Annotated in this window: 17 protein-coding genes; 6 read left to right on the top strand and 11 right to left on the bottom strand. The window is 70.6% G+C overall.

Annotation, left to right across the window (positions count from 1 at the left end):
* Positions 1 to 25 precede the first annotated feature (25 nt).
* Positions 26 to 1,138 carry an exo-beta-N-acetylmuramidase NamZ family protein gene (locus AB0I38_RS28935; protein ID WP_358482718.1) on the top strand — a complete coding sequence of 371 codons (1,113 nt, stop codon included), beginning with the start codon at positions 26 to 28 and terminating at the stop codon, positions 1,136 to 1,138.
* A gap of 4 nt (positions 1,139 to 1,142) precedes the next feature.
* Here the strand turns inward: AB0I38_RS28935 and AB0I38_RS28930 are convergent, their stop codons facing one another.
* The 9 genes from AB0I38_RS28930 to AB0I38_RS28890 all read right to left on the bottom strand — a co-directional run bounded on the left by AB0I38_RS28930 (position 1,143) and on the right by AB0I38_RS28890 (position 11,105).
* Entirely contained in the window at positions 1,143 to 2,180 is a 1,038-nt protein-coding gene (locus AB0I38_RS28930) for a GNAT family N-acetyltransferase (protein ID WP_358482709.1), read from the bottom strand.
* Positions 2,181 to 2,184: 4 nt separating this feature from the next.
* Positions 2,185 to 3,195: an ABC transporter ATP-binding protein gene (locus AB0I38_RS28925; RefSeq protein ID WP_358482688.1), complete on the bottom strand. Its 1,011-nt coding sequence runs from the start codon at positions 3,193 to 3,195 to the stop codon at positions 2,185 to 2,187.
* Entirely contained in the window at positions 3,192 to 4,190 is a 999-nt protein-coding gene (locus tag AB0I38_RS28920) for an ABC transporter ATP-binding protein (RefSeq protein WP_358482660.1), read from the bottom strand. Before AB0I38_RS28920 ends, AB0I38_RS28925 begins: the two co-directional genes overlap by 4 nt.
* Positions 4,191 to 4,192: 2 nt before the next feature.
* A complete protein-coding gene (locus AB0I38_RS28915) occupies positions 4,193 to 5,098 on the bottom strand; it encodes an ABC transporter permease (RefSeq protein WP_358482639.1) in 906 nt (301 codons plus the stop codon).
* Positions 5,095 to 6,102 carry an ABC transporter permease gene (locus AB0I38_RS28910; RefSeq protein WP_358482614.1) on the bottom strand — a complete coding sequence of 336 codons (1,008 nt, stop codon included), beginning with the start codon at positions 6,100 to 6,102 and terminating at the stop codon, positions 5,095 to 5,097. Before AB0I38_RS28910 ends, AB0I38_RS28915 begins: the two co-directional genes overlap by 4 nt.
* A gap of 4 nt (positions 6,103 to 6,106) precedes the next feature.
* Positions 6,107 to 7,933 (bottom strand): ABC transporter substrate-binding protein, encoded by a 1,827-nt coding sequence (locus AB0I38_RS28905; protein ID WP_358482599.1) that lies wholly within the window; start codon positions 7,931 to 7,933, stop codon positions 6,107 to 6,109.
* Positions 7,934 to 8,094: 161 nt separating this feature from the next.
* Complete coding sequence (locus AB0I38_RS28900; protein ID WP_358482590.1) at positions 8,095 to 9,093, bottom strand: zinc-dependent alcohol dehydrogenase family protein; 999 nt, start codon at positions 9,091 to 9,093, stop codon at positions 8,095 to 8,097.
* A complete protein-coding gene (locus AB0I38_RS28895; protein WP_358482575.1) occupies positions 9,078 to 9,830 on the bottom strand; it encodes an aminotransferase class IV in 753 nt (250 codons plus the stop codon). The genes AB0I38_RS28900 and AB0I38_RS28895 overlap by 16 nt, the downstream gene beginning before the upstream one ends.
* Positions 9,831 to 9,905: 75 nt before the next feature.
* Entirely contained in the window at positions 9,906 to 11,105 is a 1,200-nt protein-coding gene (locus AB0I38_RS28890; protein ID WP_358482563.1) for a M20 metallopeptidase family protein, read from the bottom strand.
* Positions 11,106 to 11,165: 60 nt separating this feature from the next.
* Between AB0I38_RS28890 and AB0I38_RS28885 the strand changes: the two genes are divergently transcribed.
* Both AB0I38_RS28885 and AB0I38_RS28880 read left to right on the top strand, forming a co-directional pair.
* A complete protein-coding gene (locus tag AB0I38_RS28885; RefSeq protein WP_358482556.1) occupies positions 11,166 to 11,945 on the top strand; it encodes an HAD-IIA family hydrolase in 780 nt (259 codons plus the stop codon).
* A gap of 54 nt (positions 11,946 to 11,999) precedes the next feature.
* Positions 12,000 to 12,629, top strand: coding sequence for a hypothetical protein (locus AB0I38_RS28880; RefSeq protein WP_358482551.1), 630 nt, complete (start codon positions 12,000 to 12,002; stop codon positions 12,627 to 12,629).
* On the opposite strand, the gene AB0I38_RS28875 is transcribed toward AB0I38_RS28880, so the two are convergent.
* Entirely contained in the window at positions 12,586 to 13,059 is a 474-nt protein-coding gene (locus tag AB0I38_RS28875) for an NUDIX hydrolase (RefSeq protein ID WP_358482536.1), read from the bottom strand. The two genes, AB0I38_RS28880 and AB0I38_RS28875, sit on opposite strands and share 44 nt — an antisense overlap.
* Positions 13,060 to 13,136: 77 nt before the next feature.
* Between AB0I38_RS28875 and AB0I38_RS28870 the strand changes: the two genes are divergently transcribed.
* Together AB0I38_RS28870 and AB0I38_RS28865 are read left to right on the top strand one after the other, a co-directional pair.
* The gene (locus tag AB0I38_RS28870) at positions 13,137 to 14,063 is read left to right on the top strand and encodes an acyl-ACP desaturase (RefSeq protein WP_358482521.1); all 927 of its coding nucleotides are present in this window, start codon (positions 13,137 to 13,139) and stop codon (positions 14,061 to 14,063) included.
* Positions 14,064 to 14,265: 202 nt separating this feature from the next.
* Complete coding sequence (locus AB0I38_RS28865) at positions 14,266 to 14,829, top strand: NADPH-dependent FMN reductase (protein ID WP_358482509.1); 564 nt, start codon at positions 14,266 to 14,268, stop codon at positions 14,827 to 14,829.
* 1 nt (position 14,830) lies between these two features.
* Here AB0I38_RS28865 and AB0I38_RS28860 read toward each other — a convergent pair whose 3' ends face one another.
* A complete protein-coding gene (locus AB0I38_RS28860; RefSeq protein ID WP_358482490.1) occupies positions 14,831 to 15,523 on the bottom strand; it encodes a GntR family transcriptional regulator in 693 nt (230 codons plus the stop codon).
* A gap of 225 nt (positions 15,524 to 15,748) precedes the next feature.
* Here AB0I38_RS28860 and AB0I38_RS28855 point away from each other — a divergent pair, with 225 nt between their 5' ends.
* Positions 15,749 to 16,840 (top strand): ABC transporter substrate-binding protein, encoded by a 1,092-nt coding sequence (locus AB0I38_RS28855; RefSeq protein ID WP_358482464.1) that lies wholly within the window; start codon positions 15,749 to 15,751, stop codon positions 16,838 to 16,840.
* Positions 16,841 to 16,871 lie beyond the last annotated feature (31 nt).

Here is a 16,871-nt window from a genome sequence, read left to right as displayed (position 1 = left end):
TAAATATCTTTCAGACAATGGGTTCATGATGTACGTAAGAACCGGCGCCGAACGGCTGGCCGCGGATCCCGCACTGGCGGCCGGCCACCGGCTCGGCCTGATCACGAATCCCACCGGCGTCCTGCCCGACCTCACCCCCACGCCGGACGCGCTGACGGCGGCCGGGGTGCCGCTGACCGCGCTGTTCGGCCCCGAGCACGGCATCCGCGGCACCGCGCAGGCGGGCTTCGGCGAGGGCGACACCACCGACCCCGGGACCGGCCTGCCGGTCTTCGACACCCACGCGATCGACGGGGCGGCGCTGGACGAGGTGGTGGCCCGCTCCGGCGTCGACACGCTCGTCTTCGACATCGCCGACGTCGGCGCCCGCTTCTACACCTACGTCTGGACCATGTACGACCTGATGGCCTCGGCCGCGCGGCTCGGGCTGCGCTTCGTGGTGCTGGACCGCCCCAACCCGCTCGGCGGCACCGTGACCGAGGGACCGCCGCTCGACCCGGAGTTCGCCAGCTTCGTCGGCAGGTTTCCGCTGCCGCTGCGGCACGGCAGGACGGTGGGGGAGCTGGCCCTGCTCTTCGGCTTCGACCTGGACCTGCACGTGGTGAGGATGGAGGGCTGGCGGCGCGACATGACCTTCGCCGGCACCGGCCTGCCCTGGGTGATGCCGTCGGTCAACATGCCCACCCCCGGCACCGCGCTCGTCTACCCGGGGACCGGGCTGTTCGAGGGCACCACGTTCTCCGAGGGACGCGGCACCACCCGGCCGTTCGAGCTGGTCGGCGCGCCGTACGTGGACGAGAGGTTCGCCCCGGCGCTCAACGCGCTCGGGCTGCCCGGCGTGCGGTTCCGTGAGACGTGGTTCACGCCGATGTTCCACAAGCACGCGGGCATCCCCGCGCGCGGGGTCCAGTCGCACGTGCACGACCCGGTGGCGTTCCGGCCGGTGCTGACGGGCCTGTCGATGCTGCACGTGGCCCGCGAGCTCTACGCCGGCGACTTCGCCTGGCGGGGTCCCGAGCTGCAGCTGGACCAGCTGTGGGGCTCCGGCACGCTCACCCGGTGCCTGGACGCGGGCCAGGACCCGCGGACCCTGTGCCCCGAACCCGCTCACCCCGAAGGCCGCCTGCTCTATTCCTGACATCTCACGCAAGGTCGCGCCGGTAGAGCCAGAAGACGCGTTCGGCTCGCGCGCCCACGGCGCGCGAGTAGAACCGCAGCGGCCCGACCCAGCCGATCTGGGCGCTGCTCTGCCCGGCGGCGCGCTGCTCGGCCAGGCAGCGGCGCAGCAGCACGCCGCCCAGGCCCAGCCCGCGCGCCGCGGGCGCGGTGCCCATCGGGCCGAACCAGGCCGGTCGCGCGCCCCAGGCGGCGAACGCCAGCACCTCGCCCTCGCGCTCGGCGTAGTGCAGCCCGGCGGCGTTGGCCGCCTCCCAGGCCCAGCGGTCGTTCCAGTGCTCGTTGACGAACGCGACGACCCGCTCGCGATCGGCTCCGGCCGCGCGCACGTCCACCCCGTCTCGCGCCAGCCGCGCCACGTCGTCGTCCGTGGCGAGACGATCGGCGGGCAGCCCGGAGGCGGGGCCGTCGGCGGCTGGGTTGACGGGCAGGCCGGCAGCGGGGCGGTCGGCGGGCGGGCCGGGGGACAGGTCGGCCGTCATGTTCCAGGCCACGTGGTAGCGCTCGTAGCCGAGGCTCTCGGCCAGGCAGGCGGCGGCGGTGTAGCGCACGTCGATGCCCGGCCAGGCGTAGCACGGCGGGTTGCCGGCGAAGCGCGCCTGCGTGGCCCCCTGCGCGCGCAGCCATTCCTCGGCCGCGCGCACCAGCTCCCGGCCGCGCCCGCGCCCCTGCTCCCGAGGGTGTACGGCGAGCAGGTCGACATGCCCGACCAGCGGATCACGCGTGGACATGGACGCCATGACGACCCCGCCCCCGGACACCAGCGCCGTCCACCTGCGGTCGGCGGGCGGGGCGGCCAGCCGCGCGACCAGCGCGGGCGCCTCGGCGGCGTCGAACACCAGCGCCTCCCGCGCCAACTCGGCCGCGACGGCCAGATCGGCGGCCGGGGCGTCCGCGCCGGTCTCCGTCAGGTCCGCGGAGACCGCTCCGGCGGCCGCCCGGTCCGCGGCGGGGCCGGCGGCCGGGGGCCGGGTACGTTCCACGGCGTCGTCGGCGTGGGTCACGGAGTCACACCTCGCTCATCGGCCGGGCGATGACGCTGCGGCGCTCGGGGTGGAAGCACGCGTGCTCCTGCGGAACCCCCTCCGTCAGCTGAAGCAGCGGCCGCTCCGTGTCGCACCGTTCGCCGCGGAACGGGCAGCGGGCCGCGAACAGGCAGCCGGTGTCGTCCTGGCCCGCGTCCAGCGCCTCCAGCGGCGCCACCGGCTGCTCGCCCGGCAGCTCCAGCCCGTGCAGGACCGGGATGGCCGACAGCAGCGACTGCGTGTAGGGGTGCACCGGGTCGGCGATCACCGTGTCGACCGGGCCGCGCTCCACGACCTGACCCCGGTAGATGACGTACAGGTCGCCGTCGTCGCCGATGTAGCGGGCGGTGGCCACGTCGTGCGTGATGAACAGCACGCTGACCCCGAGCCGCTCGCGCAGGTCCTTCAGCAGAGCCAGGATGCCGAGCCGGAGCGACACGTCGATCATCGAGACCGCCTCGTCGGCGACGAGCATCTCGGGGTCGACAGTCAGCGCCCTGGCGATGACCACCCGCTGGCGCATGCCGCCCGACAACTGGTGCGGGTAGCGCGCCAGCACCGTCGCGGGGTCGAGACCGACCAGCGACAGCACCTCGGCCGCCCGCTCGTCCATCCACGCCTTGGGCCGCCCGGTCTGCTTCGCCCGCAGCGCCAGCGGCGCCCGCAGGGTCTGGTGGACCGTGCGGGTCGGGTTCAGGGCCGAGTAGGGGTCCTGGTGGATCATCTGGATCTTGCGGAAGTGCGGCTGGCGCCGCTTGAGCGTGAGCGACGACATCGGGACGCCGTCGATGGCGATCTCGCCGCCGTCGTACGTCTCCAGCCCGGCGATGATCCGCCCGAGCGTCGTCTTGCCGCAGCCCGACTCGCCGATGAACGACGCCGCGCCGCCCTTCGGGATCGAGAAGTCCACTCCCCGCAGCGCCCGCACCTCCCGCGCGCCGAGCATGTTGCCCCGCTGCTTGAAGGTCTTGACGATGCCGTTGCCCGTGATCACGCGTGCTCCTTCACCTTCACCGCATGGCAGGCCACGATCCTCGGCCCGTGCGCGACCGCCGCCGGATCGTCGGTGTCGCAGATGTCCATCCGCAGCGCGCACCGCTCCCTGAACACGCATCCCGCCTTCGGAACGGTCGCCAGGGTCGGCGGCCGGCCCGGCAGCGCCCGCGCCTCGTCGATGTCGCCGACCAGCCGGGGGATCGCCTTGATCAGGCCCTTGGTGTAGGGGTGGCGCGGGTCGCCCAGCACCTGCCTCGTGGGGCCCTGCTCGACCAGCTGCCCGCCGTACATGACCGCGAGCCGGTCGGCGACCTCGGCGACCACGCCGATGTCGTGCGTGATGACCAGCGTGGTGAGCCCGCGCTCGGCGTGCACCTCACGGACGATCTTCAGGATGTTGGCCTGCGTGATCATGTCCAGCGCGGTGGTCGGCTCGTCGAGGACGACCACCTGCGCGTTGAGCACCAGCGCCAGCATGATGCCGACCCGCTGGCGCATGCCGCCGGACAGCTCGTGCTGGTAGGAGTCGAGCACCCGGGCCCCGTCGAGGCCCATCCGGCCGAGCAACTCCCTGGCCTCGCGGACCAGTCCGCGCCGATCCTCGACGCCGTGCGAACGGCCCAGGTCGAGCAGTTGCTTACCGACCGTCTTGAGCGGGTTGAGGGAGTTCTGGGCGGCCTGGAACACGTACCCGATGTGCGCGCCCCTGGCCTTGCGGAGCCGTTCGCCCTCGAGACCCACGACGTCGCCCAGCCCGTCGATCTGCACGCTGCCCGCGGAGATCCGGCCGGGCGGCTGCACCGCGTTCAGCAGCGACAGCGCCAGCGTGGACTTGCCGGAGCCGGACTCGCCGACGATGCCGGTGATCGAGCCGGGCTCCAACGTCAGGCTGACGTCGCGCACGGCGGGCAGCTCGCCGGCCGGCGTCTTGTAGACGACCGTCAGGCCGTCGACGCGCACGCCCGGCGCCTGCCCTGTTGTTGCCTGGGCCACCGTTACTCCTCACGCAGCCGGGGGTTGAAGATCTCGTCCATGGCGTCGACCACGAGCACGATGCCGAGCGTGAGCAGCATGATCGCCAGCAGCGGCGCCAGCAGGTAGCCGAGCGCGTTCGGCTGCATCATCGCCCCGGACTGGAACACGGCCAGGTTGAGCATCACGCCCCAGTTGTCCGACTCGTAGGGCAGAACGCCCAGGAAGAACAGGCCCACCTGCGCGTAGACGGCGCCGGTGACCGAGATGAGCATGTTCATCGCGATGTAGGGGGCCATGCTGGGCAGCAGTTCCCTGCCGACGATGTGCGACGTGGACAGGCCGAGCCCGCGGGCCGCCTCGATGAAGCCGCGCTCGCGCAGGGAGAGCGTCTGCGCGCGCACCGCCCGCGCCACGCCGCCCCAGCCCAGCAGGCCGAGCACCAGGCCCATCTGGATCGGGCTGCTGAACTTCCACACGGTCGCGAGGACCAGCAGCAGCGGCAGGCCGGGGATGGTGAGCTTCATGTCGGTGATCCGCATGAGCACGGTGTCCCAGCGGCCCCGCTTGAAGCCGGAGAACAGGCCGAGAGCGGTGCCGAAGACGACCGTGATGACGGCCGTCACCGTGGCGCAGAGCAGCACGTAGCGGGAGCCGGTGATGACCAGCGCGAGCACGTCGCGCCCCTGCGGGTCGGTGCCGAACCAGTGCTCCCAGCTCGGCGGCCGGGTGAGGGCGTTGACGTCGCCTGGCAGGTGCTCGGGGAAGAACATCGGCCCGAAGACGCCCATGAACGCGAAGCCCACGAGGATGACCACCCCGGCCATCCGGCTGGGCTTGCGCTTCATCACCCGCCAGACGCCGCTCCAGAAGTTGCGGCGCATGGTCGTGGTGGCGGACGCCGCCTCGGGGATCAGCGTGGCGCTCATGTCGCCTCCTCTCCGCTTCGCACCCGCGGGTCGATCACGGTGTAGAACAGGTCGGCGACGATGTTCGCGAGGATGATCGCGACCGTGATCAGCAGGAAGGCCCCGCTCATCGTGGCGTAGTCGCGTTCGGTGACGCTGTCGATGAGCAGCAGCCCGAGCCCCGGATAGTTGAAGATCTTCTCGATGAAGACGGCGCCGCCGAGCAACAGCCCCAGGGAGAGCGCGAGGATCGTGAACAGCGGCAGGATCGCGTTGCGCGCGATGTAGCGGAAGACGATCGACCGCTTCATCCCGCGCAGCTCGGAGGCCAGGATGAAGTCGTCGCCCAGCACGGTGACCACGCTGGACTTCATCGCCAGGATCCAGCCTCCGTACGCCGACAGGGCGTAGGTGACGATCGGGAGCACGGCGTGCTCGGCGAGTGAGCCGAGATAGCCGGCGTTGAGGCCCGGCTCGAACAGGATGTCCACCGGCCCGGAGGCGGGCAGGATGGGGATCAGGGTCGCGAAGATCACCGCGAGCAGCATCGCCAGCACGTACTGCGGGATGCCGTGCAGCAGCGAGCCGGAGATCGCCAGCAGGTCGCCCAGCTTGCCCTTGCGCTTGATAGCCGCGTAGACGCCGAGGATGATCCCGACGAGGAAGCTGAGCAGGGTGCCGGCCAGCACCGGTAGAACGGTCCACTTCGCCTTCTCGGCGAGCACGTCCAGGACGGGGGTGCCCGGCCTCGTGATGGATTCGCCGAGGTCGAGACGGAGGAGCCCGGCCATGTAGTCGAGGTACTGCTGCCAGAGCGTGCTGTCCGGCTGGAACCCGTACAGCACCTTGACGGCCTGTGCCGCGGCCTCGGGCGACATGCCCCCCTCGATCAGCTTCTCGAACCTGGCGGCCATGGGGTCGCCGGGGATGTTGTTGACGATGAAGAAGCTGATCGTGGCGACCACGAGAATCATGACGAACCCGCGGGCCAGGTGGCCCGCGAGTCGGCGTGCGATAAGCGTCATAGGTTTACGACTTCGACTTGATCATGCCGGTCTGGATCCACACGCCGGACAGGAGCACCTTGGCGCCGGAGCGGAGGATCTCGTCGTCCTTGGGCCAGCCGGTGAAGCGGCTGTTGTTGACGAACTGGTTGTTGACGTAGTCCCAGAGCTGGATGACGGGCAGGTCCTGGTTGGCGGCCTTGGCCAGCTGCGCCATGATCGGCTTGGCCTCCTCCTCGGTGGAGGAGTTGAGCTTGGCGGTCAGCTCACCAGGGTTGACCTTGGTGCCGTCGACCTCGATCTCCTCGGGGCCGCCCATCCAGTTGTTGTTCTTACCGGCGGGGGAGTGCGTGACCTTGCCCGCGATGTTGTTCCAGCCGTTGGAGGCGCCGTAGAGACGCTGGTAGATGTCGTACGGCGCGGGGCCGAGCGCCATCAGCCAGAAGCCGGCGTCGTACTTGCCCGCGGCCAGCTCCTCAAGGTAGAGCGGGAAGTCGGCGGTGGTCACGACCTCCGCGTCGACCCCGGCCTTGATCAGCTGGCTCTTGATGTTCTCCTGGGCCGACAGCCAGTCGGAGAAGCCGGCCGGCGCGTGCATGGACACCTTCCACGGCTTGCCGTCGGCCAGGGTCCACTTGCCGTCCTTCTTCGTCAGGCCGGCCGCCTCGAACTCCTTCTCGGCCTTCGCGACGTCGGTCGTGTACGGCTCGAGCGCGCCCAGCGTGTCGGGAATCCAGGCCTGCGCGGCCTTCTGGTGGATGCCGGTGGTCGTGACGGCCGCCGTGCCGCCCTCGGGAGAGGCGACCTTGGTGACCTCCTCGCGGTTGATCAGGTAGGCCAGGCCCCTGCGCACGTGCACGTTGTCGTACGGCTTCTTGGACTGGTTGAACGCCAGGCCCACGGCCACCGGCGAGTAGCCCTTGATGACCTCGCTGCCCGGCGCGGCCTTGATCCGGTTCATCACGTCGGTCGGGGCGGCGACGAACCCGGAGTGGTCCAGCTTGCCGGCGGTCAGGTAGTTCCAGATCTGCTCGTTGCCGGTGTAGTTGAGGAACTTCACCTGGTCGGGCGCGACGTTGGCGGCGTTGAAGAAGTTCTTGTTCTTGACCAGCAGCGCCTCGCCGGGGTTGACCCGCTCCAGCACGAACGGGCCGGCCGAGACGTCCTTGGGCGGCGCGAAGGCGAGCACCTTCTCGCCGAGGGCCAGGACCTCCTCACGCGCCTTCTCGGCGTCGGCGCCCTCGCCGCGGGAGGTCTTGAGCTTGTCCCAGAAGTCGGCGGGCAGCACGCTCGACCACACGTGCGCGGGCAGCACGATGGTGTCGAACACGCCCCGGGCGAACTTGGGGCTGGGGTTGGCCATGTCCTGCGTGATCTTCAGGGTCGCGTCGTCCACGACGGTGACCTCGGCGGCGGCTCCCGCCGCGCCGGGGGTGATCGAGAACGCCGTGCTGCCCTGCGTGTAGGCGACGCCGATGGAGAACTTGACGTCCTCGGCGGTGACGGGCTTGCCGTCGGACCACTTGGCGTTCGGCTGGAGCTTGAGGGTGATGGCGGAGTTGTCGGGGGCGATCTCCCAGCTTGCCGCGATGCCGGGGAGAGCCTGGTTGGGATCCGTCAGATGGTTCTTGACCCAGGCGATGTTCATCGCGTTGTAGCCGACGAACGAGTTGCCCTTGGGCGCGTACGGGTTGGCCGGGGCCGACTGCTCAAGGCCGGGCCTGTTCACGTCGATCGTGGTGAAGAGCCCGCCGCCACCGCCCGAAGAGGACTTGTTGGTGGTGCCGCCGCCGCTGCACGCGGTGACGGTGGCGAGGCCCAGCAACGCCACTGCCGCTGCTAGTCGCTTCATAATGCCGCTCCGGGGGATGTCGGACCTGTTAAAGATCTGTGGGATTGACCGGACCCTACGGTCGCGCCAGGGGTGCGTCAATAATCTCCAGACGTTGTGAGGTTAATGTAACTTTCCTTCATCCACCTGCACAATGGCGCTCGGCTTCATGTGCTGGAAGGTCAGGAGAAGAGGAGGACGGCGGCGCCGCTGACCCGGTCGTCGGCGAGGTCGGTCAGCGCCCGGTCGGCGGATTCGAACGGGTAGGGCGTGATCGTCACGTGTGGAGGATGGGCGAGCGCCACGTCGAGGTAGGCCCGGCCGTCGTCACGGGTGTTGGCGGTCACGCTCCGCAGGGTCCGCTCTTGGAACAGATGCCGCTGGTAATTCAGTTGAGGGATGTCGGTGAGATGGATCCCCGCGACTGCCAGAGTACCCCCGCGTTCGAGTGCTTCGAGCGCAGGTGGTACGAGGGTCCCCACCGGCGCGAACAGGATCGCCGCGTCGAGCGGCTCGGGCGGCGCGGTGGCGCCGGCGGAGGCGGCTCCGAGCTCCAGCGCGAGCTCCCGCGCCGCCGGGGCCCGGGTCACCACGTGCACGGTCGCGCCCTGGGCGATGGCGGCCTGCGCGGTCAGGTGGGCCGAGGCCCCGAACCCGTAGATGCCGAGCCGTCCCCCCTCGGGCAGGTCGCAGCGGAGCAGCGCCCGGTAGCCGATGATCCCGGCGCAGAGCAACGGGGCCAGCCGCTCCGCCGGAACGTCCTCCGGCAGCGGGTAGGCGTAGGCGGCCGGGACCGTGAGGTACTCGGCGTAGCCGCCGTCGGTGTCCCAGCCGGTGTAGGCCGAGAAGGGGCAGAGGTTCTCCGAACCGCGCAGGCAGTGGCGGCACGCGCCGCACGTCGACCGCAGCCAGGCGACCCCGGCCCGCGACCCCGGCGCCAGCCCCTCGCCGCCGACCACCCGCCCCACGACCTCGTGGCCGGGCGTGGTGCGCGACCGGCGTGGCGGCAGGTCGCCCTCCGCCAGGTGCAGGTCGGTACGGCACACGCCGCACGCCTCCACCTTGACCAGCACCTCGCCCAGGCCGGGCTCGGGGATCGGCCGCTCCTCCATCACCAGCGGCCCGGTCGCCATCGGCCCAGGCTCGGCCACCACCCACGCCCGCATCAGATCGGATCCCACGGCGTCTCCTCGTACATGCCGATCAGCCGCGCCATGATCTCCTCGTCCACCTTCAGCGCGAGGTCGTCGACGCGGCCCACCGGCACCACCCCGATCGAGTTGGCCAGGAACGCCACCCCGTGCGCCGGCAGGTCGGCGACCGTGAGCGGCCGGCGCACGCACGGCAGCCCGCCGCGCTCGATCAGCTGCATCGTGACGCCCCGCAGCATCGGCGCGTCCGGCCAGACGATCCGCTCGCCGTCGAAGCAGCCCAGGTTGGTGATCGCGCCCTCGGAGATCCGGCCGTCGGGGCCGACCAGCAGCGCCTCGTCGTAGCCCGCCGCCCGGGCCCGCTCGCCCAGGTAGAGCTGGGGGAAGCCGCCCAGGTGCTTGAGGTGCGGCAGGAAACGCAGGTAGGCGGCCGAGACGACGGCGCGTGGCGTGGTGGCCACCTCGGCAGGGGGCGTCGCGGTGGCGATCACGCGGACGCCGCCCCGGTCGGCGATGATGACCCGCACGCTCGCGTCGGGCTCGTCGCCGAGCGCCGCCCGGACCGAGGCCAGGACCAGCTCGCGATCGACAGGCACGCCGAACAGCTCGGCGTTGGCCTCCTCCAGGCGGTCGAGGTGCAGGTCGAGGCCGCGCACCCGGCCCCGCCGCACCTGCATCGCGGTGAAGTGGCCGTAGCGCGCGGCCAGGGCCAGGCCCAGGTCTGCGGCGTCCCCTGGCCGGCCGTCCACGGCCACACGATCGATCACCAGCCCAGCCTACGGAACGGCCCGCCCTCCACGAGGGAAGGCGGGCCGTGCCGCGTCAGGACTTCGTGGCCGGCGTCAGGAGGCCAGCCGCGACATCGCCAGCGACGCGTACAGCGCCGCGCCGTCCGGCAGGACGGAGTCGTCGAACCTCGCCTCCGGCGAGTGGTTGTAGGGGGCGGAGGCCGGGTCGAGGTCCGGCGGGCAGGCGCCCAGGAAGACGAACGCGCCCGGCACCTGCTCCAGCACGTACGAGAAGTCCTCCGAGCCCATCACCGGCTGCGGGGAGACGAAGTAGCGGCTGGGACCGAACAGCTCGTCGGCCGTCCGCCCGGCGAAACCGGCCTCGTCCGCGTCGTTGACCGTCACCGGGTAGCCTCTGCCGAACGACGCCTCGACGTCCAGCCCGTGTGCCGCGGCGATGCCCTCGACCACCTCGACCAGCCGCCGCTTCACCAGCTTGCGGTTGGCCTGGCTGAACGTGCGGACCGTCGCCTCGAAGTACGCCTCGTCGGGGATCACGTTGTCCACGGTGCCCGCGTGGAACTGGCCCACGGTGACCACCACGGGGTCGAACACGTCGAACGTCCTGGTGACCATCGCCTGCAGCGCCGACACCATCTCGCAGCCGGCCTGGATCGGGTCGAGCGCGCGGTGCGGGGAGGAGCCGTGGCCGCCGCGCCCCTTGACCGTCACGGCGAACACGTCGGCCGCCGCCATGATCGGCCCCGGCCGTGAGGCGAACAGGCCGGGCGGCAGCATCGCCGAGACGACGTGCATGCCGTACGCGGCGACGGGCCGGGCGCCCGCCGCGTCGAGCACGCCCTCGCCGATCATGTGCTTGGCGCCCTCGTGCCCCTCCTCGCCCGGCTGGAACATGAAGATCACATCACCGGCGAGCTGCTCGCGGCGCGCGCTCAGCAGGTGCGCCGCGCCCGCCAGCATCGTGGTGTGCAGATCGTGGCCGCAGGCGTGCATCTGGCCGTCGATCCGCGAGATGAACGGCAGGTCGTTGCGCTCGGCGACGGGCAGCGCGTCCATGTCGCCGCGCAGCAGGACCGAGGGCGCCTCCCCGCCGCCGGCGCCGCCGCGCAGCACGGCGGTGACCGAGCTGAGCGTCGTCCCCGTCGTGATCTCCAGGGGGAGGCCGTCGAGTGCCTGGAGGACCTTCTCCTGCGTGCGCGGCAGGCTGAGGCCCACCTCGGGGGTCGTGTGCAGCGAGTGGCGCAGCCGGACGAGCTCGTCTCGCATGTCATGGGCGGATTCGGTGAACGACATGGGGACATTGTTCATATACCGGGTACGGAACAGGCAACCCCCGATCGATACGATGGTGCGGTGGCTGAGCGTAAGCAGATCGACTATTGGCTGTCCGACATGGACGGCGTGCTGGTGCACGAGGGCAGGCCGGTCCCGGGCGCCGACGAGTTCATCAAGCGGCTGAGCGACTCGGGCAAGCCGTTCAGGGTGCTGACCAACAACTCGATCTACACCCAGCGCGACCTTTCGGTACGGCTCGCCGCCGCCGGCCTCCACGTGCCGCCCTCGTCGATCTGGACCTCCGCGCTGGCCACCGCCGAGTTCCTGGACGACCAGCGGCCCGGCGGCTCCGCGTACGTGATCGGCGAGGCCGGGCTGACCACGGCCCTGCATGACGCGGGCTACGTGCTGACCGACCTCGACCCCGACTACGTGGTGCTGGGCGAGACCCGGACCTACAGCTTCACCCAGATCACCCGCGCGATCCGCCTCATTGAGGGCGGCTCGCGATTTATCGCGACAAATCCGGATCCGGTAGGGCCGTCCACCGAGGGCTCCCTTCCGGCCTGCGGCGCCGTCGCCGCGCTGATCACCAAGGCGACCGGCGTCGAGCCCTACTTCGTCGGCAAGCCCAATCCCCGGATGATGCGCGGCGCGCTCAACAAGATCGAGGGGCACAGCGAGACCACCGCCATGATCGGCGACCGCATGGACACCGACATCGTCTGCGGCATGGAGGCCGGGCTCCACACCATCCTCGTGCTCACCGGCGTCACGCGGCGGCACCAGATCGACCGCTTCCCCTTCCGGCCCTCGCTGGTGGTCGACTCGGTCGCCGACCTCATCGACCTGGTCTGAGCCGGCCGCCTTACCTGACGGCGGCTGACAGGTACGGGTGGCAGGCTGGCCCGTATGAACCGCGTCTACCTGGAGCTCGGCCCCAAGAAGATCTTCGCCTGCTCGCTGGACTGGCCCGGCTGGTGCCGGGTGGCCAAGGGCGAGCAACCTGCCGTCGACCTGCTCATGGACTACGTGCCGCGCTACCGCGTGGTCGCCGAGCGGGCCGGGCTGACGTTCGAGCCGGGCCCGCCCGAGATCGTCGAACGGGTGCCGGGCGGCACGAGCACCGACTTCGGCGCCCCGGAGGCCAGGCCCGGCCTCGACTCCGAGCCGCTCGACGCCGAGCGGGCCCAGCGTGACGTGGCGGTGCTGCGGGCCGCGTGGGAGCTGTTCGACGAGGTCGTGGCGGTCTCGCCGGAGGAGCTGCGCAAGGGCCCGCGCGGAGGCGGGCGCGACCTGACGAAGATCTACCACCATGTCGTCGACGCCGAGCGCTCCTACGCCCGCAAGGTGGGCGTGCGGCACAAGCCGTACACCTCGCGCCAGGACCGCGACGCGATGCGCGACGAGCTCGCCGAGGTGCTGTCACGCCCCTGGGAGCCGCCGGCGGTCACCACCTGGCCACCCCGCTACGCCGTGCGCAGGCTCGCCTGGCACATCATCGACCACCTGTGGGAGATCGAGGACCGCCGAGAGGGATGAGGCCGGGGAGGACCGTGATGGTGGCCGACAGGTAGTCGGCGACCGGCTCCGGCACGATGTGCCGGGAGGTGATCTCCGAGCGACGCAGCGGCAGCCGGACCACCTCGTAGTGCCCGCGCGCCGGGTCCTCCAGCTCCGGGCCGTGGCGCAGCGCCGGATTCAGGGCGACCAGGCGGCAGCCGTACACGTGCTGGGTTTTGATCCCGCCCCGCCAGGGGTAACTCACCGTGGTCAGCGGGGTGACGCCGGAGACGGTGGCGCCCAGCTCCTCGAGGAGCTCCCTGTGCAGGGTGTCCTCGAGCGTGGCGTCTTCCGGCTCGACGTGACCGCCCGGCACCGACCAGTAGACCTGGCGGCCGGGCACGGTGCGCCGGAAGATCATCAGGCGCTCGTCGTGATCGAGCAGGACACCGCGGACACTCGGTCGCATAGGGGCACTTTATTGGACGGTGGCCGTCCTCGGGTAGCCTAACCTACGGTGCCGTAACCTGAAGGAGAGGATCTTCTATGGCGATGTCTCAGACGGAGCTGCTGCACGAGCTGGAGCCCGTGGTGGCGGTAGAGATCGACCGTCATCACCAGATGTCCAAGGAGTGGTTCCCGCACGAGTACGTCCCGTGGAGCGAAGGCCGTGACTTCGACGGCTTCTACCAGGGCGAGGCCTGGCAGGAGGGTGACTCCAAGATTCCCGAGGCGGCTCGGGTCTCGCTCATCGTCAACCTCCTGACCGAGGACAACCTGCCCAGCTACCACCATGAGATCGCCACCACGTTCGGCCGTGACGGCGCGTGGGGCACGTGGGTGCATCGCTGGACCGCCGAGGAGGACCGGCACGGCACGGCGATCCGCGACTACCTGACCGTGACGCGCGCGGTCGACCCCGTCGCGCTGGAGCGGGCCCGCATGACCCACATGGAAGCCGGCTACATCACCGACTACGGGACCATGCTCCAGCAGTTGGCCTATGTCTCCTTCCAGGAGCTGGCCACCCGCATCGCGCACCGCAACACCGGCAAGGCCTCGGGCGACGAGGGCTGCGAGCGGCTGCTGGCCCGCATCGCCGCCGACGAGAACCTGCACATGCTCTTCTACCGCAACCTGCTCAAGGCGGCCTTCGAGCTCGAGCCCAACCAGACCATGCGGGCCGTGACCGACGTCGTCACCACCTTCCAGATGCCGGGCTCCAGCATCGAGGGCTTCACCCGCAAGGCCATGATCATCGCCCATGAGGGCATCTACGACCTGCGCCTCCACCTCGACGACGTGCTCATGCCCGTGCTGCGGCAGTGGGCCGTCTTCGACAAGACCGGCCTCGACGCCGAGGGTGAGCGAGCCCGCGAGGAGCTGGCCGCGTTCCTGGCCAAGACCGAGACCACGGCCGCCAGGTTCGTCGCGCGCAGGGAGGAGCGAAAGGCGCGCGCCGCCCTGCGCTGACCGGAGGGCACGCTCGCGCGACTCTCGCCGGGCTTCACCTCATCGGTGAGGCCCGCTCGTTCGCCGGGCGCCACCTCGCGGAGCGCGCCGCCGGCGCCCTGATGAACCCGGTCGCCTCTTGACCAGCGGCTGGTCTTGGTCATCCCCGACATCGGGCAGGTTTCCGACATCGGGCACACATCGAGACCTGCGGGAGTAGAGGGTGCAAATCATCGGAATTGCCGCCAGCCTCCACGCAGGGTCCTTCGTCAACCGGCTGCTCACGGCGGTGGGCCGCGAGCTGCCGCCCGGCGTGCGGTTCGAATGCTGGCAGCACCTGGCCGAGGTGCCGCCCTACGTTCCCGGGCCGCCGCCCGAGCCGGTGGCGGGGCTGCTCCGGTCGCTGGACGAGGCCGACGGGCTGGTGCTGACCGCGCCCGAGCACAGCCTGCTGCCCGCCGAGCTGACCCACACGCTGGGCTGGCTGTCGGCCTTCGGGGCGCTCGCGGGCAAGCGCGCCGTGGTGATGAGCGCCAGCGCGCGGGCCTGCGGCGCCATGTGGGCGCAGGCCGAGCTGTACAAGGAGCTGTCCGCCGCCGGGGCCGTGGTGATGGGTGGCGAGCTGGTGCTCTCACCCATCTGCCCGCACTTCGACGAGAAGGGGCGGCTGGTCGCGCGCTACCTGCGTGACCAGGTGCTCGACATGGTCCGCCAGCTCTGCCCGGTGTCCGTCGGCCAGCCGGTGTTCGTGGACTCCGCCCTCAGAGAGCCGGCCTTCTCGGCCTGACTCAGGCGCCGGCCTCGCCGGACAGCTCACGTTCGAGCCGCGTCCGGGTGCGCGCGATGTGGCCGCGCAGCAGCGCCCCGGCCTGCTCGCTGTCACCCTCCTTCAGCGCCACGTAGATGAGATAGTGCTCGGCGCGCATCACCTCGTGCTCGTCGTCGTCGGGACGGACCGTGTTGCTGTACGCCCGTCGCGCGTGCTGCGTGGCGTTCCAGAAGTCGCTGACGATCCGCCGCAGCCGGGCCGGCGCGCCCTCGTAGCAGGCGAGGTGGAATTCGCGGTCGAGCTGGAGGACCGTCTCGGGGTTGTCCCGACCGTCCTCGATGTCGGTGTGCAGGTTGAGGAGCTGCCGGAGCTGCGCCTCGGTAAGACGCGGCGTGCTCAGCTCGATCGCGAGCGGTTCGAGCCGTTCGCGCATGAGGTAGATCTCGCTGACCTCGGTGATGTCGAGCTTCGCGACCCGGGCGAAGCTGTTGGGCGTCAGGTGGACCAGGCCCTCGCTCTCCAGTTGCCGGAGCGCCTCGCGTACGGGTATACGGCTCACGTCGAGCGCGCCCGCGATCTGCTCTTGCGGGATGCGCTCGCCGGGGGCGAGCAGGCCGCTGACGATCGCCTCCCGGATTGCCCGCGTGACGAAATGGCTCAGCGACTCGCCTCCCTGACGCCGTGTCCGCCACTCCTGCGCGTCGGATGCCATCGCTCTCCGTTCTCTTTGTAGCAGGGTCACCTCTGGATAATTGGATCCTACCTACGCCTGCCGTCGAGTCGCAAAGACCGATCTTCCCTGTGTAAGACCGCCTGTCATCGCCCGCTGAAAAGCTCCCTTGACAGCCGTCTAGACGAATTGGATACTCGGATCCAATTCTTCCCAGCACTCCCGTTGACGGGGCCACCGCGGAGTGAGACGGCGAAAGGTGGAACCATGCGAGACCACGAACGCGGAGGGCTCCGGCCGACCCGCAGGCAGATGCTGCGAGGAGGGCTGGGCGGTGCCGCTCTGCTGGCCATGCCCCAGTTCCTGGCCGGATGCGGCGACGGTGGCGGAGGCGGGAGCGCCGGCGGCGGCCCGACCACGGTGACCTTCGCCAGCAACGGAGGGGCCCTGCAGAAGGCGCAGGAGCAGGCGTACCTCAACCCGTACATGCGGGCCAACCCCGGCATCAAGATCGTCCAGGACGTCGGGTCGACCGACTACGCGCGCATCGAGGCGATGGTGAAGTCGGGCCTGGTCACCTGGGACCTGGTCGACGTCGGCGGCGACTTCGGCACCGGCGACCAGGAGGCCCTGCTCGAACCACTCGACTGCGGCCTCATCGACTGCCTGGCGGGCGAGGGCGGCACCAAATACCGCGTGCCGCTGCACCGGTACGCGAGCGTCATGGGCTACCGCACCGACAAGACGCCCGACCCGCCGAAGACCTGGGCCGAGTGGTTCGACCTCGACGCATACCCGGGAAAGCGGGCCTTCTTCCGGGTGTCCGGCCCCACCGGCATCTACGAGTCGGCGCTGCTGGCCGACGGCGTGAGCATCGACAAGCTGTTCCCGCTCGACGTCGACCGGGCGTTCCGGAAACTCGACACCATCAAGTCGTCGCTCATCTGGGCGCCCTCTCCCACGGACACCGTGCGGCTGCTCGCCGACGGAGAGGTCACCCTCGCGTCCGTCTTCTCCAGCCAGGCGTACGCCATGGCGCAAGACGGCGCCAAGATCGGCGTGGTGTGGAACGAGTACGGGCTCGGCAGTGACTACCTCGTCATCCCGAAGGGGGCGAAGAACAAGGACGCCGCCATGGCCCTGGCCGCCTACATGACCGGAGCCGAACGGAACGCCCAGCTGTCCAACATCTACCCGGTCGCCCCCGGCCACCCGGACGCCCGCCCCGACGAGTCGGCGTCCACCTACGACTTCCTGCCGTCCGGGAAGGGCGGCACCTCCTTCGCCTACGACAGCCGCTACTACGCCGACAACCAGAAGATGCTCGCGCGCCGGCTGAACGAATGGCTGAAGCGGTGATCCGCCCCAATGACCCGCCCGACGCACCCAC

It is taken from the genome of Nonomuraea cavernae (genome assembly GCF_040655715.1).
In the GTDB taxonomy this organism is placed as follows: Bacteria; Actinomycetota; Actinomycetes; order Streptosporangiales; family Streptosporangiaceae; genus Nonomuraea; species Nonomuraea cavernae_A.
Note: the sequence above shows the minus strand (reverse complement) of the source record. Positions and strands in the feature narration are given on the sequence as shown.